Here is a 22,776-nt window from a genome sequence, read left to right on the forward strand (position 1 = left end):
TGATGTCCAAAATTTTGTTTCGTTCACCAACTCAAGGTTAGCTACTAAAAACTTTATTGATTACGTTTTGCTTGTTCAGTTTTCAAGGTTCATTTCGTTGCTGTTGTTTTCAGCGACTTTATTATCATAACTTGTATTCAACAAGAAGTCAACAACTTTTTTCAAATCTTTTTTCAAATCTTTTTTTCAAGTCGTCCTTCTTGTTAAGGACAAGTAATAATATATAATATAGTATTTTAAAAATCAAGCTTTTTTTGAAATAAATTTAAAAATCTTTTTCTCATCGACTACAAACAAGAGAATTCCTACTATAACAATGAATCCACCAATAATTTGTGTGGCTATTAAATACTCTTTAAAAATTAGAAGAGCTAAAATGGCCGCGCCAATTGGTTCAAATAATATCGCAATGGAGACTACATTTGTACTAACGTATTTAATAGACCAATTAAATAGAGTATGACCAAATAAATTAGGAACTATCGCTAATAAAATGAACCATATCCAGTCCATAGTAGAATAAGGACCGAACGATTCCCCCTTAATTAGAACATAGATCAATAATGTAATTGTACTAACAGCATAAACAATCATCGTATATGTCACAAGAGATAATCTTTTCCGTACATCTTGTCCAAATAAAAAGTAAGCTGTAACAAGTGCGCACGCGACAAGAGCAAGCATGTCTCCATAAAATGCAGTACCGCTAAGTTTAAAATCTCCCCAACTAATTAAAATACTACCGACAATAGCAATCGCTCCTGCAAATATGGTTTTCAGCGTAATGTTCTCTTTAAAGAAAAAATATGTACCTACAAATGCAAACAATGGCTGTAGTGTAACCAAAACTGTAGAACTTGCTACAGAAGTGTAATTGAGCGATTCAAACCACAAAATAAAATGGAAGGCTAAAAATATGCCTGCAACAGAAGAAAATAGCCAATCACGTATTCTTAACTCCTTTATCTCGTTAGTGTACTTCCAAAAAAACAGAGGCGCCATTATTAACACCGAAAAGAACATACGGTAAAACGCAATAACCCCCGCTTCTGCATTTGCTAATTTTACAAATATGGCAGATAGGGATACGGAAATTACGCCAATAAAAATAGGTATGTATGGATGAATTTTCGGTTTCTCCATTAAATCCAACCTCCAATCAATTTTACCTCGGCATCATTACGTCTGGATTCTGCTTTACGCTCAGGCCTGCAGGTCTTTTTTGTGCGAAAGCGTAATGGTAACGTAGCGACAACAACATGAGGGCAGACACGATGTCGGTCATTTCGGTAATGCCACAGGACGTGGCGTTTTTACCGAGGGCCAACACGATGTTGGTCATTTCGGTAATGCCACAGGACGTGGCGTTTTTACCGATGCAGGTCAGTTAGCCGTTATCGCATGGATGCGATGATTTTAGGCTAACATCCTTAAGGACTCTTTTCCAGTTCTGTGACATCTGCCGGAGGTTTTAACTTATACCCGCATTCATCTTACGACCTATAGAGATGAGCGACTTCTGAACCTGTCGCTACGCTTTCGGTCCAAAAATATTGCTTTCAAGAAGTTAAAAATACTTATACTTCATTACTATCGTGATGTACAATACAACAAAGTAATGTACATATAATAATGACACCTTGCATATCTCTTAGCAATACGAAATATCAGTGGAGGGTTGCGTATGGAAACCTTGGAAAATATGATTACATATGAAGTTGGCATAAAATTAGTAATTGCAGCCACATTAAGTTTAGTAATCGGCATCGAAAGGGAATTAAAAAAGAAGCCTGTAGGATTAAAAACGAGCTTAGTTATTGCTACATTTAGCTGTTTATTAACTATAATATCGATTGAAACTGCCTACTCAACACCCCCTAGGTCAGGAATCAATATTACAATGGACCCCCTTCGCTTGGCTGCTCAAATTGTTAGTGGAATTGGATTTCTTGGAGCAGGTGTTATTTTAAGACGGGGGAATGATAGTATCTCAGGTTTAACAACTGCAGCAATGATTTGGGGAGCTGCGGGGATAGGAATCGCAGTTGGCGCAGGCTTCTATATAGATGCTACATTAGCTGTTATTATCATCGTCTTCGGAATTGAGGTTTTATCGCCGTTTCTAATGAAAATAGGACCAAAAAGAATTCGTATGCGAGAAATATCATTGAAAGTTCAGATTAACAACGATAAAAATAGTGAATCCTTTTTACAATTCCTAAAGGAAAACAATATTATTATTGAAAACATACGCATTCTAGATGTTCCAAATAATGATCATGTTTTTCACGAATTAGATTTACGCTTATCATTAATAGTCTCTGATAACTTACTGTCATTTTATCGTTCGTTACGAGCACTGCCTTATATAGAAAAAATCGAAATGGAAATTTTAAATTAGTTGGAGGATTCTTTCGTGTCAGAAATATTGAAACTATTAAAGAATGGTAATAAACCTTCTCTGTTGGCAGCGGGTGTCAATGCCTTTTTAGGAATTATTAAAGGTGCTGCCTTCTTCTTTACAGGTAATATTGCCATGTTTGCAGAAATGATGCACTCTCTAGGGGATGCAGCAAACCAATTATTCGTTTATATCGGCTCAGCGCTTTCTAAAAAGGCTCCGACAAAACAATTTCCTGGAGGCTTTGGCCGAATTGTAAATTTAGTTTGCCTTTTTGCTGTTATTATTGTAGCTATCCTTTCTTATGAAACAGTAAAAGAAGGCTTGCATCATTTTATGCATCCTTCTGGAGAATCAAAAGGGATGCTCATTGCACTTGGCGTACTATTTATCGGTACTGTTTTAGAAGGGGCAGTTCTTGCAAAGGCCGCCGTAGAAATACTACATGAGGCTGGGCAGGAAAAAACGGGAATAATAACAGCTATTCCTAAAGCTTTTGGCTTTTTGCATCGAGCAAAACCAGCAACAAAATTAGTATTTATGGAAGACTTAGTTGCTACAGGAGGCAACGTCTTGGCCTTCTCTGCAATTTTAATCGCACATTTTACAGGCTGGACAAGAATAGAAGGGCTTGTTTCAATGATTATTGGCTGTATGATGTTCTATGTAGTAGCAAAAGTTTTCCTTGATAATGCACGTGGAGTTATTGGTGAAACAGACGAAGAAATGCTGAATCATATTGCTCATCTTGTTATGGATGATCCAAACATTAAAGATATTGTGCGCTTAGAGGTTGTTAAAGAAGGTGAATTTTTACATGTGGAATTAGTTGCCGAAGCTGATCCCAATCTATCCCTCGCTTTTCTAGATGATGTACGTGACCATTTAACAGAGGTCATTTTAAGTCAGAAGGGCGTATCAAAAGTGGCTATTTTATTTGATGAGGATGACGGGAAACTAGATTGGGTACATATTGGCGAAAGACCGGAAAACTCAACATTCAAACAATAACATTATTATCCTAAATATTTTTTTCTAAATAATATAAATAGCCAACTGCTTTATTTCAGGCAGTTGGCTATTTTTTATACTAGCACTAGATGACTTTGTTCTCGTTTAACTTCTTTTGTATCTTCTATTAAGCAATCTAGAATCTCTTCATTACTTACAAAAACATGATCTGTTATCATAAAAGTTAATAACATTTTTAATGCGATCATCTTTTTTTACACCTTGCTGTTGAATAACGATCTTTGAGAATTTTAATGTTGCCAATCGATTAGCTAATGCATATTCTTCTGTATTTGTAATCTCTCTTCCATCTGCATGGCAACCTAATATGAAATTACCAGCATAAGAATTTTTCAATACATTAGGATGCATAGAATCGTAAGTACCTCTGCAATGGAATCATCATTATTCGTTACCAAATAATGTTTTAAAGCACCTTTTAAATCAATCGCAATAGCTGTATCTGCTAGTATTGTTCGATAATAAACTAACACTATTTCAGCATCCTCTAAATAGGTTCCACTTCTACAACGATTTTCCCAGAAGGACGTACAAACAATTGTACACTTGCTTTATTTACACCATCTGTAAAGGTAATATTTGTTTGGCCACATTGTAAGCTTTTTAAAAATATACTTTGATCAACGATATACCCCGTGACAATTTGGTCATTCTCAACTTGCAGTGATTTCGTTTCAATTCCCAATACTTCTATACAATTTTGCATTTTATAAACATGCTGCTGAAATGGCGCATTTTTGCAACCCGATGTGACATCGCAATCTTCAAGCATTTGTTTCAACATTTGCTCCCTCTCCATCCTAGTTTATTATTATCTTTATTTTAATAAACGCAGTTGAACAAAATCTGAACAATTCTACAATTAACGAGAGCATTCGACAAAGAGCTAGTTATTGACACAACAAAAAACATGAGACTACAACACGTTGCCTCATGTCTATTTTCATATTAAAGAGAGTTTTGCAAAATAGTTCGCACATCTTCTTCCTGTAATTTGTTGAAGTTTCCAAAGGGTCCATTTTGCATAGCATGCTCTACAACTTGATGGAATTTTGAATCGTCAATTTCATAATCTGCTAGGCGACTTGGAGCTCCTAGTGAAGTCCAGAATGCCGCTAAACGATCAATCCCTTCGTATGCAACCTCTTCTGGAGACTTTCCTGTTGCGTCAACACCGAAAACGCGTGTTGCAATGCCTGCAAAACGCTCTGGATTTACAGATACACTTAGACGCATCCAATGTGGTTGTAATATCGCTAAACCACCTGCGTGCGGAATATCGTACACTGCAGATATAGCGTGCTCAATATTATGGGACGCCCAATCACCGCGAGAGCCAATTGATAAGAATCCATTTAACCCAATTGTTCCGGCTAATAAAATGGTTTCACGCAACTGAATATTCTCTAAGTCTTCTATTAATTTAGGGGCTGTTGCAATGACAGTTCGTAATACTCCTTCACACATTTCATCTGTAATCGGTGTATTCGTCGTATTATGGAAATATTGTTCAATTACATGCGACATCATATCAACCATACCGTAAACTGTATGATTTTTTGGTACTGACACTGTATACGCTGGATTTAAAATCGAAAATTTTGGGAATACCGCAGGGCTACCCCAGCTCAGTTTTTCCTTAGTAGCCGCATTTGTAATAACAGAGCCTGAGTTCATTTCGGAGCCTGTTGCAGCTAGCGTTAATACCGTTCCAAGCGGTAAAGCGTCCTGCACAAATACTTTACGCTTTACAATATCCCAAGCATCGCCATCATATTTTGCACCAGCGGCTATTAACTTAGAACAGTCAATTACGGAACCGCCACCAACAGCTAGAACTAGATCAATTTCTTCTTTTTTACAAAGATCAATACCAAGTCTTGCTGTTTCTACACGTGGATTTGGCTCAACACCACTTAGCTCAAATATTGTTTTATCCGCTTCTTGTAACTTTTCAATGACAGCATTGTATACACCATTTTTCTTAATGCTACCTCCACCATAAACAACTAACACCTTTTTACCATGCAGAGCTAACTCATTTGATAGCTTTTCCAGTGCATCTTCACCAAAATGTAACTTCACTGGGTTATAAAATGTAAATGAATCCATTCAATTCGCCCCTTTCTACTTGGATTTTCTCATATTTCTGTTATTGAAGGCAAAGATTTAAAACTAAAATATCGACTCCAATCCGTCAGTTTGAAATTCTATCTTTCTGTCCCATCTATTCAGTATTTCTATCAGTCTCCCAGACATCGTATGTACAGATTTCCGCTGTATTGCAAGAAAAAAACGAGTCATCCCAATGATTTAGGAATGACTCGTTTTGTATTTATCTATTGAATCAATTATGCCTCGGCATAATTGCGTCCGGAATCAGCTCTGTGCTTAGGCCTGCGTGATGCAGGTCAGTTAGCCGTTATCGCATGGATGCGATGATTTTAGGCTAACATCCTTTTAAGAACACCTTTCTAATTTCCGTGACATCTGCCGGAGGCTTTAACTTCTTTCAACTGAAAGAAGTTAAACCCATCCACGGAAGCGTGAAGCTTCTGCAGTGCGGCGAACACCTACCATATAAGCTGCTAAACGCATGTTAATGTTACGTGTTGTCGCTGTTGTATAAACGTTTTCAAATGCATCAACCATTTTTTTGTATAGACGTTCTTCAACTTCTTCTTCTGTCCAGTAATAACCTTGGTTATTCTGTACCCATTCGAAGTAAGAAACTGTTACACCACCAGCAGATGCTAATACGTCTGGTACAAGTAAAATGCCACGATCAGTTAAAATTCTAGTTGCTTCAGCAGTTGTTGGACCGTTCGCTGCTTCTACTACGATGTTTGCTTTAACGTTATGTGCATTGTCAGCAGTAATTTGGTTTTCGATAGCTGCTGGCACTAGAATATCACAATCAAGCTCTAATAATTCTTTGTTTGAAATTGTATTTTCAAATAATGTTGTTACAGTACCGAAGCTATCACGACGATCTAATAAATAGTCGATATCTAAACCTTCAGGATCATGAAGTGCACCATAAGCATCTGAAATACCAATTACTTTTGCACCTAAATCATGCATGAATTTGGCAAGGAAGCTACCTGCGTTACCGAAGCCTTGAATAACAACGCGTGCACCTTTAATATCAATGCCACGTTTTTTCGCTGCTTCTTGGATAACGATTGTTACACCTTGTGCAGTTGCACGGTCACGACCTTGAGAACCGCCAAGCACTAATGGCTTACCTGTGATGAAACCTGGTGAGTTGAATTCATCCATACGGCTGTATTCATCCATCATCCAAGCCATAATTTGTGCATTCGTAAATACGTCTGGAGCAGGAATATCTTTTGTTGGTCCTACGATTTGACTAACTGCACGTACATATCCACGGCTTAATCGTTCGATTTCATCCATAGACATTTGACGAGGGTCACAGATTACACCGCCTTTACCACCGCCATAAGGTAGATCCACGATACCACATTTCAATGTCATCCACATTGAAAGCGCTTTAACTTCTTCCTCAGATACTGCCGGATGGAAACGTACTCCACCTTTAGTAGGCCCTACAGCATCATTATGTTGTGCACGGTAACCAGTAAATACTTTTGTTGTACCATCATCCATTTTCACTGGAATACGTACTTGTAGCATGCGAAGCGGTTCTTTTAATAATTCATACATAGCTTCGTCATATCCAAGTCTATTTAGAGCCTCTTGAATAACTTCTTGAGTTGATGTGAACAGATTTAAGTTTTCAGACATATTAAATCGCCTCTTTGTTTTTTTTAATGATAGTATATCGGCATCATTGTAACATACTTCCGAATTAAAATGTGAACATTTTGTTAAAGATTAAATACTTTTTCAATTTGTTCGATTGACCAATCTAAATCCTCTTGCGAAATAACAAGTGGTGGCGCAAATCGAATGACTGTATCATGTGTTTCTTTACATAATAGGCCTAATTCTTTAAGCTTTTCACAGTATGGACGTGCTGCCTCTGTTAATTCCATTCCGATAAATAAACCACGACCACGAACTTCTTTAATGACTGGGTTATTAATTTCTTTTAATTTACCTTTAAAATATTCACCAAGTTGGTGTGAACGCTCTGCTAATTTTTCATCTAGTAATACTTTAATTGAAGCAATAGATACTGCACATGCTAAAGGATTACCACCGAAAGTTGAACCGTGTGATCCAGGATTGAATACACCTAAGATTTCACGATTTGCAGCTACGCAAGAAATCGGGAATACACCACCGCCTAAAGCTTTCCCTAAGATGTACATATCAGGCTCTACTTCTTCCCAATCACATGCGAACATTTTACCTGTACGCGCTAAACCAGCTTGGATTTCATCTGCAATGAATAAAACATTGTTTTCACGACATAGTTCGCGAGCAGCTTTTAAGAAGCCTTCTGATGGAATAACGATACCAGCTTCACCTTGGATTGGTTCAATTAAAAACGCTGCTGTGTTTGGAGTAATTGCAGCTTTTAATGCTTCCAGGTTACCGTAATCTACTAACTTAACATTCGGTAACATTGGACCGAAACCACGACGATATTCTTCGTCAGATGATAAAGATACAGCAAGCATTGTACGACCATGGAAGTTACCATTACATGCAATGACTTCAGCCTTGCCATCCTCTACACCTTTTACATCATATGCCCAACGACGAGCTGCTTTAAATGCAGTTTCTACCGCTTCTGCACCTGTGTTCATCGGTAATACCATTTGTTTATTCGTTAATTTACCAACAAGCTCATACCATTCACCAAGGTTTTCGCTATAAAATGCACGAGAAGTTAATGTTACTTTATCAGCTTGTTCTTTTAACGCAGCGATAATTTTTGGATGACGATGTCCCTGATTCACAGCAGAGTAAGCTGATAGCATATCTAAGTATTTGTTACCTTCTGGATCTTGTACCCAAGCACCTTCAGCCTCTGAAATAACGATTGGTAGCGGGTGATAGTTTGCAGCACCAAAATTTTGAGTTTGTTCAATAACTTGATCTGATTTTGTCATATAGTATTCTCTCCTTACGTTCATGATGAAAAATCTTTGGAAGACTATGTTTCTCTATAAGTAAAATTAATAGAATGATTTCAGCATTTTCTGAATATAAAAAGCAAGAATCTGCTCACTACTCCTAGGTGAGCCGCCTCGAAATTAGCGCCTACGGTCTTGCCGGACTCACTTTACCAGGAGGAGTCGTGCAGATTCTCTTATAATTTATGCCTCAGCAAAATTGCGTCCGGAAGCATAACTTCTTCAGTCAACCTAAAGAAGTTATAGCATTTCAGAAGTTGTTTTTGCTTGCATGTGAAGTTGTAGATAGTCAGGGCCACCTGCTTTTGAGTCTGTACCTGACATATTGAAGCCACCGAATGGTTGGTAACCTACGATTGCACCAGTACAGCCACGGTTGAAGTATAAGTTACCTACATGGAAATCTTCACGTGCTTTTTCTAAGTTCGTACGATTATTTGTAATAACTGCACCAGTTAAACCGTATTCAGTATCATTTGCAATATCAATTGCTTGATCGAAATCTTTAGCTTTTGCAATGGCTACAACCGGGCCAAAAATTTCTTCTTTCATAACTCGTGCAGAAGGATCTACGTCTGCAAATACCGTTGGTTGGATGAAGTAACCAACTGAATCATCAGCTGTACCACCTGCAACAAGGCGACCTTCTCCTTTACCAATTTCAATGTACTCTGTCACTTTATTGAATGCTGCTTGGTCAATAACTGTTGCCATGAAGTTTTTGAAGTCTGTTGGATCACCAACTGTTAACGTGTTAGTAAGCTCAATTACACGATTAACAACTGTGTCATAGACATCTTCAACAATAATAGCACGAGAACATGCTGAACATTTTTGACCTGAGAAGCCAAATGCTGATTTTACGATAGATTGTGCTGCAAGCTCAAGATCTGCTTCTTTATCAACAACGATTGTATCTTTACCGCCCATTTCAGCGATAACACGTTTAATCCAAATTTGACCGTCATTTAATACAGATGCACGTTGGTTAATACGTAAGCCTACATCACGAGATCCTGTGAAGCTGATAAAGCGTGTTTTTGGATGATCAACTAAGTAGTCACCTACTTCTGCACCAGAACCTGGTACAAAGTTCACAGCACCTGCTGGAAGACCTGCTTGCTCTAACACTTCGATAAATTTATAAGCAACTACAGGTGTTGTTGAAGCTGGTTTTAATAATACTGTGTTACCTGTTACTAAAGCTGCCACCGTTGTCCCTGCCATAATAGCGAATGGGAAGTTCCATGGTGAAATAACAATACCAACACCTAGTGGAATATAGTCATAACGGTTATATTCACCTGAACGGCTTTCTACAGGTTGACCGTTTTTAATACGTAGCATTTGACGACCATAGTATTCTAAGAAGTCAATTGCTTCTGCAGTATCTGCATCAGCTTCAGCCCACGGTTTACCCGCTTCTTTTGTTAAAAGTGCAGAGAATTCATGTTTACGACGACGGATAATTGCCGCTGCTTTGAATAGTACGTCTGCACGAATAGCTGGATCTACTTTTTTCCAAGTTTTAAATGTTTCGTCTGCAGCTTGCATCGCTTTTTCAGCTAGTTCTTTGTTCGCTTTTGATACGCGACCAATTACTTCTGTTTTCTTTGCAGGATTATATGAAACGATTTTATCTTCTGTCGTAATACGTTCGCCACCGATAATAAGTGGATAGTCTTGACCTAAATAACCTTCTACTTTATTTAATGCTTCTAAATATGCGTTGTAATTTGCCTCTTGAGTAAAATCTGTGAATGGTTCGTGTTTGTATGAAATCATACTTTATCCTCCCTCGTGAGCTGTTTTTTAAGTGTGCAAAAAACATTGACGCAAAATATCTTTGCGTTTAGAATATTCTTACACTTATTATAATGCAAAATTTCGTTGCATATTTCAAGTAAAAAATTTTTGAGGTGCACATTTTATGAAAAATTTTGAACCCTTACTCCCTTTTTATGAGTTTATTGCAACAAATGTAACTGTTGGTATTCATGCTGTAGACCTTTCTGGCAAAACAATTATTTATAATACAAAGATGAAAGAAATTGAAGGATTTCATTTTGATGAATTAGCAGATCGTTCTGTTATTGAAATGTTTTCCTTTCGCCAGCATGAAAGTACTTTAATGCGTGTATTACAAACAGGCAAAAAAGAAATTAATGTAAAACAAACTTATTGGAATAAAAATGGTCATGAAATTACAACTATTAATGATACTTTTCCACTTTATATTGAAAATAAACTAATTGGAGCAATTGAATTTGCTCGTGACATTACATCACTCGAAAAGCTCGTTTATCAGCCACTTCGTCGATATGGTGAACCTTTAACGTTTGATATGATTACAGCTGTTTCCGAATCCATGCGACAAGTTATCGCAAATGCCAAAAAAGCAGCATCTGTGAAATTACCAGTATTACTAATTGGTGAATCGGGTACAGGCAAGGATTTAGTCGCAGAGGGTATGCACCATGCAGTATCAACTGATCCTGAAGCATTTGTAACCCTAGTGAGTCGTCGCTCTGCTCAATCTGTTTTAGACAAATTACAGGAGCTCTTACAGGATAACAAAGCATACACTTTTTTCTTTGAACGCATTGATTTTTTAAGCCTAGATATCCAAGAACAACTATTAGAAGTATTACAATCTCTCCCTCAGTCTAAATTCATGCTTATAGGGAGTGTAGGAAGCGATCCCATTACATTAATCGCAGAAAAGAAACTTTCAAAATCACTGTATTATTTCTTTGCAACAATGGCCATTACTATCCCTAATCTAACAGATCGAAAAGAAGATATTCTTCCATTCGCAGATGATTATTTTAGCCGCCATCGAGAAAGATTTGCTTCAAATGTTACGGAACTAGCACCTGATGTACAGGATTTATTTTTGCAGTATGATTGGCCAGGAAATTTAAAGGAGCTTGAGCTATTACTCGATGAAATTGTGTCGTTTATGACCACTGAATCAACAGTTACCTCAGATTTCCTTCCAATGCATTTCCGCTTCAAGGTACAGCAGCAAGACACAACCAATCATGAGCCGGAATTCTTTATGTTCCAGCAACAAAATGATGTTATGCCGCTCGATGCTTATTTACGTGAAGCCGAATCATATTATGTGCAAAACGTATTAAATTTATATGAAGGCAATATTACAAAGACCGCTAGCGCACTTGGCATGAGTCGTCAAAACCTACAATATCGAATTCGAAAAATAAAAAAGCAATAATTTTCAGCTATAATTGAGTACAAAAAAAGAAACGAGGATACCTTCATATTTGAAAGTATCCTCGTTTTTTCCCCGCATTAACAGGCAGTAATTTATCTGTACCGAATGCGTCAGATTGCCATCTCAAAATTCAGCAAAAGCAAAGAAGTTAGGTAAATTAACTGCCTGTAAAAGCCCGATTGGTGAAGACTATTAACATTATTGTCCTGACTGTTCGATCCAGTCCTGTAATTTAGATTTTAGGGAATTAAAACCATTCGCATCCGATTCATCTACACGGTCCTGCAATGATTTACGTGGTAGTGCATCTTTTTTACGCAATGTTGCTGGGCGCTCCTGTAAAGCTCGAATCGATAAACTAATTTTTTCGGCATCTTCATCGATTTCTAGTATCTTCACTTCTACCTCTTGCCCAACTGACAAAAATTCACTAACGTCCTTTACAAAGCCGTACGTAATTTCGGAAATATGTACAAGGCCTTGTGTATTTTCATCAAGCGCAACAAATGCACCGTACGGCTGTATACCTGTAACTTTTCCAGTCAACACGTCTCCTAATTCATATTTTTTTTCCATAAACTTTGCCCACTTTCTTTTTGTTTGCTACGTATATATCACCATAAATTATAACATACGTGTATTAGTGGGGCAAAAAATCCCCCATCAATCAAGGATCCCTGTTATGCGATAATTACCTTCTTGATTTTTCGATAATTTAATAAGGAATTGCCTACCATACATTTCCTGATACTCTTCAGAAATACGAACAGTAACCATTGGATAAATACCATCATATTCTCCTAATTGGCTAAAGATATCTAAACTTTTAACTTTGTCTAACAAACTTGTTTTAATGTTCGTTTCTGGCATTATAGCTGTTTGTAAAGATTCATCTCCAATAGTTATTGCATATAAATAAAGAGAAACCATATTCAATGGGCGTAATTGATTGATAAATGTTTCAGTATCGCTTTTTTTATATTGCTCATATATACTCTTTATTTGTGATTCATCAATACTTACAATAGTAAAATCACTATCATTACTCAATCCTGCTGTTTCTTCTCGAGTTTGCAATATGATTGTCCAAATATCATAAGCTGATAACTGAGCTAAAGTATTTGAGCGATTGTCCTGTTGTAGTTCATTCAAAATTGTTGAAGCAGTTTTTTTCATTACTTCCCCGTACTTTCCATTAGCTACTTTTTGTAAGAACTCCATATAATCTTTACGAGGTTTCCCATCTTTTGTAAGAGCAGGATAGCTTGCAGTTCCCTTCATCAACACCAACCATGTATTTTCAAAGTTTTGTCTTAAAACCTTATAAGTAGGTGAGTCAGCGTTCACATCCGCTAGTAACGTACGCTCCATTATTTTTAAGGATTTAGCGGTTTCTTCTCGTGTATACCTTAAATCATCTGCTAATAATAACTGCCCCTTTTCTAAATACTCAAAGTAACCAAAAGTATCAGGATGCAATTTATTGATATTGTGTGGCGAAAATTCACCGTAAATTGGTGTCGCTTTAAAATAAAACGCCCCTTCTTCATTCTCTTTCAATTCCATAAATTGATTATTTGCGGCCTCAATAATTGCCCTTAAATCTGACGGATATTTATTGATATCTTTTGACTTCTTAAGGAGAGGTTCATATGGTTTAAGAAGATCACTGTAAAAGTTCTCTAATTCCAGTACAGTTTCTTCATATAAACGATATACCTGAAAAGATTCATCGTACGTTAAATTATTATATTCATCAATGGTTTCTAGGGCTCTTCTTGGTGTCATTAAATTATTAAGTATAGTTTCCTCATTAAATTTTAAATACTGTACATCCTCTTCTTGTAAATGAGAATTCCTTTTTGTATAGAAGTCTAGCATGTAGTCAGCACCTTTAATAAATTCAAATGCATTTAGTTCATCAATGGTAACTTTTAACTCTCTTCTTATTTGTTCTTTTTTACTGTTGTATTTTTTAGTAATATTTTCGATCCATTCTTTATTTCCAACTTCCTGTTTTTCTTTCTGAGAAACATCCTTTTTACTATTTATGCTTTCTGGTTGATTAATGACATACGACGAAACAAGAACACTTAATAAAAGTACACTTGCAATGCTTGCTATCCAGACAGTAGGCTTTTGCCATCTTGAAGGGATCTTTTTTGTTGTTACAGTTTTTTGTGCTTGTTGTGTTGCATTTTCTGCCTCGATTTGTGCGAAAACGGCTTCTGGATCTAACTGTGGTTCCATGCGATCATAGGATTTTTTTAGAAGCTCCATTCGTTTTTCAAACTGTTTATCATCCATTTTCAACACTCCCCTCCTGCATTAACACCGCTTTGAGCTTTTCCTTTGCACGCAATATACGAACTTTGACAGTCGATAACGAAATATTTAGTACTTCCGCTATCTCCTCATACTTTAATTCATGGAAGTAAAATAATATAAGAGGATAACGATATTTTTCATCCAGTTCTTTAATAGCATCATGTAATAGTCTATCTTCCTCAAAATTAAAGACATGCTTTTCTGCTGAAGATGAGGGCATTTGTTGCTGAGCACTTAGCCTTTCTTCTTTTGCCTGCTCTCGTTGTTCTTTGCGATAATAATCACGCGATGCATTCAATGTGATTTTATAGAGCCATGTCGTAAAACGATCCTGCTTAAATTGATGTAAAAAACGATAGAGCTTCACAAATACCTCCTGTGAAACATCTGCTAAATCATTACTATGTACGCCACATTGAAAAGCAAATTTTTCAACTGTGCGTTGATGTATTCGGATTAGCTCTATATAGGCGTCTTTGTCTCCTTGCTGAGCCCGTTCGATTAATTCAGTTTCTGTCACAGTCATCCCTCCTTTGCACATGTAACGAATCATTTCTCCTAATTGTTACATATTTAAATAGATTTTACTTTTTTAATAATAGCTCCAAACACTAATTACGTCGTCAGAATTACCTCCGCTGTACAAACAAAATTATTTTAGAATATCTATAAATCATTTTCTGAAATTTGCTTGTGTAACGAGAATATTGCGGTAAAATGAAACTTTAGTATAAGGAGGATTTATTTTCGTGTCTTCGAGAGATCAATTTACATCTAAAATTGGGTTTATTTTAGCTGCCGCTGGAAGTTCTATAGGGTTAGGAGCTATTTGGAAGTTTCCTTACATGGCGGGTACTAACGGCGGAAGTGTCTTTATTCGGTTTGCCGGTATTAATTGCAGAATTTATGGTTGGACGTCGCGGACAAAAGGATGCCGTCACGTCGTTCAAGGAACAAGCACCAGGAAAACCATGGTACTTAATAGGATGGGGTGGCATGATTATTGCCGGTCTAATACTTTCATTCTACAGTGTTGTTGGTGGCTGGATTCTAAGCTATTTGGGACGCTCCATAATATTCCATCTCGATAATTCAAATGGTAATTATGCAGATTTATTCAGTAACATCATTTCAAGCCCATTTGAAGCAGTGCTTGTACAAGGGTTATTTATGTTGTTAACTGTAGTAATTGTATCAGCAGGTATTAAAGGCGGTATTGAAAAGGCTAGTACATGGATGATGCCATGTTATTCATCTTTTTCATCGTATTAGTGATACGTTCTTTAACATTGGACGGTGCAATGGAAGGCATCAAATTTATGTTCGTCCCTGATTGGTCCTATTTAAATGCGGAAACATTTTTAAAGGCGCTTGGACAAGCTTTCTTCTCGCTAAGTGTTGGGATCGCGGTAATGATCACATATGCTTCCTATTTATCGAAATCAGAAAAGATTGGAAATTCAGCCATCAATGTCGCATCGATGAATATCATTATTTCTTTACTTGCAGGTCTAGTAATTTTCCCAGCAGTGTTCGCACTTGGCTATACACCTGATCAAGGTCCTGGCCTCGTATTTATTATTTTACCTGCTGTTTTTGAACAATTACCTTTAGGTGGACTGTTCTTAACGATTTTCTTTGTACTCTTACTTTTTGCAACAGTTACTTCTTCCATTTCCATGTTAGAAATTGTCGTGGCTATCGCAATTGGAGATAAGCCTGAAAAGCGTAAAAAAATCGCTTGGATTGGCGGTATTATTATTTTTATCGTTGGTATTCCAAGTGCACTATCATTCGGCATCTTTTCTGATGTAAAAATTTTAGATCGCTCTATTTTCGACTTTGTAGACTTTTTGACCAATAGTATTGGTATGCCAATTGGTGCCTTATTGATTTCTATCTTTGCAGGCTATTATTATACAAAGGACATTTCTCGTAGGGAGCTTGCAACATCTAGTCTGATGTTCAACATTTGGTATATTTTAATTCGTTATGTTTCTCCAATAGCGATAATAATTATTTTCATTCAGGGAATTTTACCGTTGTTTAAATAAAAAAAACGAGGTTGTCTCAAAATTGAATGACAACCTCGTTTTCTATAGAAAAGCAAAAGCATTATTAAGTCCGGATTCGGCTTTGTGCTTAGGCCAACAGATGTTTTTTGCGCGAAAGCGTAGCGTCAGCAGCATGATGTTTTTTGCGCGAAAGCGTAGCGTCAGCGGCAACAACATGATGTTGGCCACTCAGTCGTTGCCATAGGACGTGGCGTTCTTAGACTGAGTTCCTCTATTTTAGCGGATGTTTGGACACCCGCTAAAAGAAGTTAAATAATACATTTTGCTTCAAATTTTATCGCGATAAGTTTGTATGAAATGGCTACACAATCTTCATATGGTATCCATTCTTCAAACGAGTGCTCATATGTTTCTTGAATAACCTTTGCAAGAGTAGATGGATCATCAATACCTTGCAATGCTGCTACAACATCTGCCGTTTCAGTATCATAATGATCTGGACCTAAGTGGAATGGATCCCACTCCTCTAGCAGATGTACGGCTGCTTGATTCATTTTTATATTTTCCAAAATACTCACCTATTATCCTTTTATCATACTCGTATGATACCATAGTAAATAAAAAAGAAAAGAGTGATTTGCTTGTCTATTTTCGATCAAACTATTAAACGTTGTTATACAAACTCGGTAAAATGGGACGCAATGGAAAACGTATATGCGCTACAAGATGCTTCAGACATACTTCCAATGTGGGTAGCTGATATGGATTTTGCTGCTCCAATAGCCGTATCAAAAGCGCTACAAGAGCATGCTGAAAAGACTGTTTTCGGCTATAGCTTTGTTAGCGATGAAGCGATTCAGGCGATCGTCGACTGGCAAAATGCTCATCATGATTGGCACATTGACAAAGAATCAATTGTTTTCTGTAACGGTGTTGTTGCTGCTTTAGCGGATAGTATCAAAGCACTGACAAACCCAGGAGATAAAGTACTTATTTCCTCACCTGTCTACCCACCGTTCTATAACATCCCGAAAAGTAATGGTCGAGAGATTGTTAATTGTCCTTTAGTAGAAAAAGATGGGACATTTGTCTATGACTTTGAAGCCTTTGAACAAGCACTTGCTCAAAACGTGAAAGCCTACATATTGTGTAATCCTCATAATCCAGGAGGCTATGTATGGGATGAAGCTACATTAAAGGAAATCGTACGACTATGTACAAAATATGATGTAGTGATTATTTCCGACGAGATTCATTCGGATTTAATGTTAGATGGCTCAAAACATACACCATTAGCAAAAATCGCTGGTGACGAAATTGATCGTATTATTACATGCATGGCACCGACAAAAACATTTAATCTAGCTGGTATTCAAGTTGCTTATATGATTGTGACGGATAAGAAAAAGCGTATGCTACTAGAAGCAGTTCATATGGCTAGTGGGCAAGGCTCAGTAAATACCTTTGCTTCTGTTGCACTTCAGGCTGCTTATTCAGAGGGTTCTCCATGGTTAAATGACATGCTTTCTTACATTTCAACTAATATGGATTATGTGATTGCTGAATTAGGGCAATTACCTGGTATCCATATTAATAAACCTCAGGCCACATATTTACTTTGGATTGATTATCGAGAATTAGGACTTGATGAAAAAGAAATCATGAAACGCTTGCTGGAAAATGGCAAGCTTGCATTAGAGCCTGGGACAAAATATGGCGAAGAGGGTAGCGGCTTCCTGCGTATGAACGTCGCTTGCTCATTTGACACAGTGAAAGATGGTGTTCAGCGCTTTAAGCAAGCACTTCAGCAATAGGTAGTAAATAGTGAAGGATATCTCAAGTTTTTCTGAGATATCCTTTTTTTCTTTGGAAGTACTTTATTACAAAGCTACAGAATGAATGATGCCCCGCAGTCCTGAATGGCTGCGAGGCATCTGGCTTCCCACGAAAAGCGTGTTTTTTAAATATTATGCTGATTGTTTGTATTATTTTTCTCTGAAAGAATACGTGCTTCGATTTCCTTTGATTTCATTTCTTGTTTCTTAGAAATCTTACGGAAAACAGTAAATACAACAATACATAAAATAAGCATGATTAAAAATTCAAAAGCTGCAGGAATATAGCCTGATTTATCTTCAGGGAAATATAAAAATTGATACATTAAATGTTTCATGTTTTACACGTCCTTACAATTATTATTCAAAAACTGTAATTGACTCGATTTTCACATCTTCTAATGGTTTATCGCGGAAGTCTTTTTCTACGTCTGCAAGTTTGTCTACAATGTCCATTCCTTCAACAACATGACCAAATACTGTATGTTTATGATCTAACCAAGGAGTACCACCATTTTGAGCATATGCTTCAATAATTTCTTCTGGGAAACCAGCACCTTGTAATTGGCGAAGCATATCACTTGGAAGGTGCTTCATTTGTACGATAAAGAATTGTGAACCATTTGTATTTGGACCCGCATTTGCCATTGAAAGGGCACCGCGAAGATTAAATACTTTTTCAGAGAACTCATCTTCGAAAGAGTTACCCCAAATTGATTCGCCGCCCATACCTGTACCAGTTGGGTCACCACCTTGAATCATAAAGTCTTGGATCACACGGTGGAAAATGATGCCGTCATAGTATCCTGATTTTGCATGACCTAAGAAGTTTTCAACAGTTTTTGGTGCATGCTCTGGGAATAATTTAATTTTGATGGCACCTAATGTTGTTTTCATTTCTACAAGTACTTCGCCTTCTAGTACTTCTGTTGTTAATTGTGGAAACATTGAAGTCTCTCCTTTAAATGTAAAATTTCAGTTTCAATGAAAATGATAGCACTATCATTTCTGACCTTATTTTAGTCTAACATACTTCTTACTGGTTTTCTTCACCAAAGTATTGACGATTTTTTGCACTTTTAATTTTTGGGCTTATCACCATACGGTGGAGTTGATTTCCGTTCCGGCTGGACGCTTGGGCCAATAAGTGTTTTTTGTGCGAAAGCTTAGCGTCAGAACAATGTTGGTCACGAAAGCATTATCACAGTACTGTTCTTTGGTTAAGAAATATTCTTTCATATTAACCCCCTTAGTATATTTTTTATGATTGTTCATATATCTCCTTGATTGATAATAAAAATGGATTATGTGGATAATAGTAGAAAAATGGAGGGATTGAAATGAAATTCATACAAAAAATAAGTGTAATCGGACTATCGGTATGTATGTTGAGTATCGTTTTTTCATCTACCAGCATGGCAACAAAAATCATTACAGAAGAGCAACTGAATGCAGTAAATAATAAAAATAAACAAGAAGTTCATGATTACAAAAACGACTCCGCCAAAATATTAGCACTAGAAACAAAAACGGTACTCATTAAAACAGTAAAAGAAGACAAATCATTATTAGAGCAAAAAACAAAAGAATTTGAAGAAAAAATGAAAATGGAACAAATAGCCTTTATTGAAGAGGGATTGAAAAAAGCAACAACGTTTCAAGATGTAGAAAAAGTAAAAAGTGAAGCCGCCAACTTATTAAAAAAAGAAAAAGAATTGTTTACAGCAGAAAGTAAAAAATATGTAAAAACAAAGATTGATACGGAAAAAATGAACTTAGCGATGATTTCAAGTTCATATAAGACGGTTAGAGATGACTTTTTCACCTTTAACAAACACGGATTCTATTACTATGATGTAGATAAAAATGAACTTGTTCCAAACGATAAAGTAAATAAAACAGAAGAAGTAAAAGAATTTGAAAAAAAACACAAAGAAGATACAAAAGTAAAAGATAATCCAATCAACACCTTAATCCTGTTTATTCTCCTTGGATTGTTATGTATAATTCCTCTTTTCATAAGTAACAGTCAAAAAAACAAAGCGTAAGCTATTTTGATGCTATTAGCCTTCGTTCCTCTATCGCTAATCCTCAAGCAGTTGCACATCAACCTATATATTGCATACGTTTTAACAAACGTCATCTCCAACTTCATGGCAAAATTATTTGATAAATACAAATAGGTCGGAACGCGTATTTGGAAACTATCCAAATTATGTTATTCTGTTGAGTGACTCATATTTAGAGTGGAGGCACACATGAAAAAGGCTTTTGGTTTTTTTATCATTTTACTATCCTTACCTGTCCTTTGGTGGATTACTACAAACATTAGGACAGAAATTAATGCGGCACAAGCGCATGAGGAGCAAATTGCTGGCGCTATTCATTTACCGGAAGTACAGCCACAGCTTCCAGTAACACTTATAGATCGAAACGGCAATACATTTAGCGAGGAATATGTCGAATGGCGGCAACCTCTAACATTACAGGAAATCCCAAAAATTGCCCAGGAAATTTTCATTTCAAGTGAGGACGCTCATTTTTATGAGCATATCGGCTTTGACCTAAGTGCCATCGTCCGTGCAGTTGTTGCTAACTCAAGCAAAAATTCAACTTCTCAAGGTGCTAGCACTATTACACAACAGCTCGTTCGTATGCGTTATTTATCTGACGAAAAAACATATGAACGAAAATTAACAGAGATTTTTTACTCCTATGAGCTTGAGAAGGAATTTGATAAAGACGAGATTTTAACGATGTATCTAAATGAAGCCTATTTTAGCAATCAAGTTTATGGAATTGGTGGAGCAGCTACCTATTATTTTCAAAAACCACTCAAAGAACTATCTATAGCTGAAATTGCATTTATTGCTGCCATTCCAAATAACCCCTCACTGTATAATCCTTTAAAAAACTTTGAGAAAACAAAGGCGAGACAGGAACGGTTATTAGATACACTCGCAGCGAGTGGCGCTATAACAAAAGAAGAAGCTATTACATATAAAACCGAAACTATTACATTAAATGTAAAGAATAAAGCTCAAAGCTACCCTATGTACAGCACTTACGTCCTGCAAGAGCTTAGATGGTTAGTTGCAGAAAAAGAAGGCTATTCAGATCGTCTTGCAAACACTCAAAGTGAGGAAGAAAAGAAAAAAATCAAAGCGCAGCTAGACAATCGACTCAATACGTTATTCCAAAATGGATTAACGATATATACTGCGCTTAATCCAGACAAACAAGCACATGATGAGGAAAAAATGACTGCACTTCTAGGCTCAGGTAAATTACAAGCAGCTGGAGCAGTTATTGATAATAAATCCCGTGAAGTTGTTAGTCTTTATGCTGGGAAAAACTATGAAAAGTTTGGTTATCATCGTGCCTTTCAAGGTACGCGTCAGCCAGGCTCTGCTTTTAAGCCACTAGCGGTATATGCTCCTTTCTTTGAAACGACAGCACACACACCTGATTCTATAGTTAGTGGTGGCAGTTATTGTGTCGGCTCATTTTGTCCACAAAACTATGGCGGCTTTAAATACGGTGATATACCAATTCGAGTAGCATTTCAATATAGCTACAATACATCGGCTCTCCGTCTCTTTAACACAGTCGGAATTGACACAGCCTTTAGTTATTTAGATCGCTTTCACTTCCGCTCCATCGTGGCAAAAGACCATACTTATGCTGCCTCTTTGGGAGGATTAACCTATGGTGTTACAGCACTTGAGCTAGCAGACGCCTATACAAGCTTTATAGACGGCTCATATGTACTCGCTCATAGCATTCGTAAAGTGACAACAGCTGATGGAACGGAACTTTACAGCTGGGATTCAGAACGCGATCAAATTTGGTCACCGAAAACTGTTAAGTATATGCGTTCGATGCTTGCAGATGTTGTTACAAAAGGTACAGGACAAGGCGTTTATAATAGAAGTAACTATGTCGGTGCCAAAACGGGAACAACTAACAACTATCGTGACTACTGGCTCGCTGGATTAAATGATGAATACACTGCAGCAGTCTGGCTTGGATACGATAAGCCACAATCTATGGAGAGATTAGAAGCGTATAAGATTCATCACAAGCTATTTAATGTTCTACTGGAATAAAGCAAACTAAAAGGAGCAGCCTTGAGTGAAATTCTTCACTCTAGGGCTGCTCCTTTCATTGTTTAACGTTACTATGAAATGTAAACCGTGGCGTTTAATGAGCAAACGGTAAGCTTGCCAAAATGCCATTATACAATTTTAAAACAACATAAACTAATAGCGATAATAGTATAGTCCACATAAAAAGCTCAAATACTAATAAACCAATCGTTCCACCCATCGACATAAAATGACTCATTTTATAGATAAGGTAAATAAAATAGATAAAAACGGTTAAGATAAAAATACCTACTAAAACGTAAATAAATTGAATAGCAAATGCTGAACAGATTGCACCAACCAACAAAATGATGTATCCGCCTCGTGCTTGATTAACTGTCGCACCATCATTATCCTTGGAGAAAAATAACATTCCTAGCTCATGAATAGTTTCTCCTACTAATTTCAATGCTGAAAATAGCATAAAAAAGATCCCAGCAAAGACAATTAGCAAAAAAATACGAAGCTCAAAATCGGATAAAAACTCCCGCATGCCGGAATACACACCTATTGCATGAAAAACTTGCAACGATTCACTTACAGCATACATCCCAAATGTCAAACTAAACAATAAAATTGTAATTAATGGTAGATAACCATAAATATAAGGGTTCTTCATAAAAAATTTTTTCCTCTATTTTTTCTTGATAACTTCCTATTTATAATATAGCCAAAATTCTTCCACTATCGCAAGCTAAATCCTATGA

General features: G+C 36.7%; 20 protein-coding genes and 1 pseudogene. 7 read left to right on the forward strand and 14 right to left on the reverse strand.

Annotation, left to right across the window (positions count from 1 at the left end; translation table 11 throughout):
- Positions 1-243: 243 nt before the first annotated feature.
- Positions 244-1,143 carry a DMT family transporter gene (locus ACIQLB_RS15695; RefSeq protein ID WP_400727522.1) on the reverse strand — a complete coding sequence of 300 codons (900 nt, stop codon included), beginning with the start codon at positions 1,141-1,143 and terminating at the stop codon, positions 244-246.
- 541 nt (positions 1,144-1,684) lie between these two features.
- Here ACIQLB_RS15695 and ACIQLB_RS15700 point away from each other — a divergent pair.
- Together ACIQLB_RS15700 and ACIQLB_RS15705 are read left to right on the forward strand one after the other, a co-directional pair.
- Positions 1,685-2,401, forward strand: a complete 717-nt coding sequence (locus ACIQLB_RS15700; RefSeq protein WP_400727525.1) for an MgtC/SapB family protein — start codon at positions 1,685-1,687, stop codon at positions 2,399-2,401.
- A 15-nt stretch (positions 2,402-2,416) separates the two neighbouring features.
- Positions 2,417-3,412 (forward strand): cation diffusion facilitator family transporter, encoded by a 996-nt coding sequence (locus ACIQLB_RS15705; protein ID WP_400727528.1) that lies wholly within the window; start codon positions 2,417-2,419, stop codon positions 3,410-3,412.
- A 353-nt stretch (positions 3,413-3,765) separates the two neighbouring features.
- Here the strand turns inward: ACIQLB_RS15705 and ACIQLB_RS15710 are convergent, their stop codons facing one another.
- From ACIQLB_RS15710 to pruA, 6 genes are all read right to left on the reverse strand, one after another.
- The gene (locus ACIQLB_RS15710; RefSeq protein ID WP_400727531.1) at positions 3,766-3,906 is read right to left on the reverse strand and encodes a hypothetical protein; all 141 of its coding nucleotides are present in this window, start codon (positions 3,904-3,906) and stop codon (positions 3,766-3,768) included.
- Between the two features lie 14 nt (positions 3,907-3,920).
- Positions 3,921-4,217, reverse strand: a complete 297-nt coding sequence (locus tag ACIQLB_RS15715) for a hypothetical protein (protein ID WP_400727534.1) — start codon at positions 4,215-4,217, stop codon at positions 3,921-3,923.
- A 164-nt stretch (positions 4,218-4,381) separates the two neighbouring features.
- On the reverse strand, positions 4,382-5,545 hold the full coding sequence (locus ACIQLB_RS15720; protein WP_400727538.1) for an iron-containing alcohol dehydrogenase: 1,164 nt from the start codon (positions 5,543-5,545) through the stop codon (positions 4,382-4,384).
- 414 nt (positions 5,546-5,959) lie between these two features.
- Complete coding sequence (locus ACIQLB_RS15725) at positions 5,960-7,204, reverse strand: Glu/Leu/Phe/Val family dehydrogenase (RefSeq protein WP_248716969.1); 1,245 nt, start codon at positions 7,202-7,204, stop codon at positions 5,960-5,962.
- Between the two features lie 83 nt (positions 7,205-7,287).
- Positions 7,288-8,481, reverse strand: a complete 1,194-nt coding sequence (locus ACIQLB_RS15730) for an ornithine--oxo-acid transaminase (RefSeq protein ID WP_400727541.1) — start codon at positions 8,479-8,481, stop codon at positions 7,288-7,290.
- 264 nt (positions 8,482-8,745) lie between these two features.
- Positions 8,746-10,290, reverse strand: a complete 1,545-nt coding sequence (gene pruA, locus ACIQLB_RS15735) for an L-glutamate gamma-semialdehyde dehydrogenase (RefSeq protein ID WP_400727544.1) — start codon at positions 10,288-10,290, stop codon at positions 8,746-8,748.
- Between the two features lie 145 nt (positions 10,291-10,435).
- Here pruA and ACIQLB_RS15740 point away from each other — a divergent pair, with 145 nt between their 5' ends.
- Complete coding sequence (locus ACIQLB_RS15740) at positions 10,436-11,743, forward strand: AAA-type ATPase lid domain-containing protein (RefSeq protein WP_400727546.1); 1,308 nt, start codon at positions 10,436-10,438, stop codon at positions 11,741-11,743.
- A gap of 198 nt (positions 11,744-11,941) precedes the next feature.
- Here ACIQLB_RS15740 and yugI read toward each other — a convergent pair whose 3' ends face one another.
- The 3 genes from yugI to ACIQLB_RS15755 all read right to left on the reverse strand — a co-directional run bounded on the left by yugI (position 11,942) and on the right by ACIQLB_RS15755 (position 14,591).
- A complete protein-coding gene (yugI, locus tag ACIQLB_RS15745) occupies positions 11,942-12,319 on the reverse strand; it encodes a S1 domain-containing post-transcriptional regulator GSP13 (RefSeq protein ID WP_400727549.1) in 378 nt (125 codons plus the stop codon).
- An 87-nt stretch (positions 12,320-12,406) separates the two neighbouring features.
- Positions 12,407-14,050 (reverse strand): hypothetical protein, encoded by a 1,644-nt coding sequence (locus ACIQLB_RS15750; protein ID WP_400727551.1) that lies wholly within the window; start codon positions 14,048-14,050, stop codon positions 12,407-12,409.
- Positions 14,043-14,591, reverse strand: a complete 549-nt coding sequence (locus tag ACIQLB_RS15755; RefSeq protein ID WP_400727554.1) for an RNA polymerase sigma factor — start codon at positions 14,589-14,591, stop codon at positions 14,043-14,045. The genes ACIQLB_RS15750 and ACIQLB_RS15755 overlap by 8 nt, the downstream gene beginning before the upstream one ends.
- Before the next feature lie 229 nt (positions 14,592-14,820).
- Here ACIQLB_RS15755 and ACIQLB_RS15760 point away from each other — a divergent pair.
- A pseudogene (locus tag ACIQLB_RS15760) lies at positions 14,821-16,125 on the forward strand (sodium-dependent transporter).
- Positions 16,126-16,394: 269 nt separating this feature from the next.
- On the opposite strand, the gene ACIQLB_RS15765 reads toward ACIQLB_RS15760, so the two are convergent.
- The gene (locus ACIQLB_RS15765; RefSeq protein WP_082337499.1) at positions 16,395-16,655 is read right to left on the reverse strand and encodes a DUF1871 family protein; all 261 of its coding nucleotides are present in this window, start codon (positions 16,653-16,655) and stop codon (positions 16,395-16,397) included.
- Between the two features lie 72 nt (positions 16,656-16,727).
- Between ACIQLB_RS15765 and ACIQLB_RS15770 the strand changes: the two genes are divergently transcribed.
- Complete coding sequence (locus tag ACIQLB_RS15770) at positions 16,728-17,900, forward strand: MalY/PatB family protein (protein WP_400727557.1); 1,173 nt, start codon at positions 16,728-16,730, stop codon at positions 17,898-17,900.
- A 146-nt stretch (positions 17,901-18,046) separates the two neighbouring features.
- Here the strand turns inward: ACIQLB_RS15770 and ACIQLB_RS15775 are convergent, their stop codons facing one another.
- Positions 18,047-18,259, reverse strand: a complete 213-nt coding sequence (locus ACIQLB_RS15775; protein WP_370042223.1) for a hypothetical protein — start codon at positions 18,257-18,259, stop codon at positions 18,047-18,049.
- Positions 18,260-18,281: 22 nt separating this feature from the next.
- A complete protein-coding gene (locus ACIQLB_RS15780) occupies positions 18,282-18,869 on the reverse strand; it encodes a peptidylprolyl isomerase (protein ID WP_400727560.1) in 588 nt (195 codons plus the stop codon).
- Positions 18,870-19,261: 392 nt separating this feature from the next.
- Between ACIQLB_RS15780 and ACIQLB_RS15785 the strand changes: the two genes are divergently transcribed.
- Both ACIQLB_RS15785 and ACIQLB_RS15790 read left to right on the forward strand, forming a co-directional pair.
- Positions 19,262-19,969 carry a hypothetical protein gene (locus ACIQLB_RS15785; RefSeq protein ID WP_400727563.1) on the forward strand — a complete coding sequence of 236 codons (708 nt, stop codon included), beginning with the start codon at positions 19,262-19,264 and terminating at the stop codon, positions 19,967-19,969.
- A gap of 210 nt (positions 19,970-20,179) precedes the next feature.
- Complete coding sequence (locus tag ACIQLB_RS15790) at positions 20,180-22,030, forward strand: transglycosylase domain-containing protein (protein WP_400727566.1); 1,851 nt, start codon at positions 20,180-20,182, stop codon at positions 22,028-22,030.
- Positions 22,031-22,124: 94 nt separating this feature from the next.
- On the opposite strand, the gene ACIQLB_RS15795 is transcribed toward ACIQLB_RS15790, so the two are convergent.
- Complete coding sequence (locus ACIQLB_RS15795) at positions 22,125-22,688, reverse strand: DUF5366 family protein (RefSeq protein ID WP_400727569.1); 564 nt, start codon at positions 22,686-22,688, stop codon at positions 22,125-22,127.
- Positions 22,689-22,776 lie beyond the last annotated feature (88 nt).

The sequence above is a fragment of the Lysinibacillus sp. NPDC092081 genome (assembly GCF_044755845.1).
Taxonomy (GTDB): Bacteria; Bacillota; Bacilli; order Bacillales_A; family Planococcaceae; genus Lysinibacillus.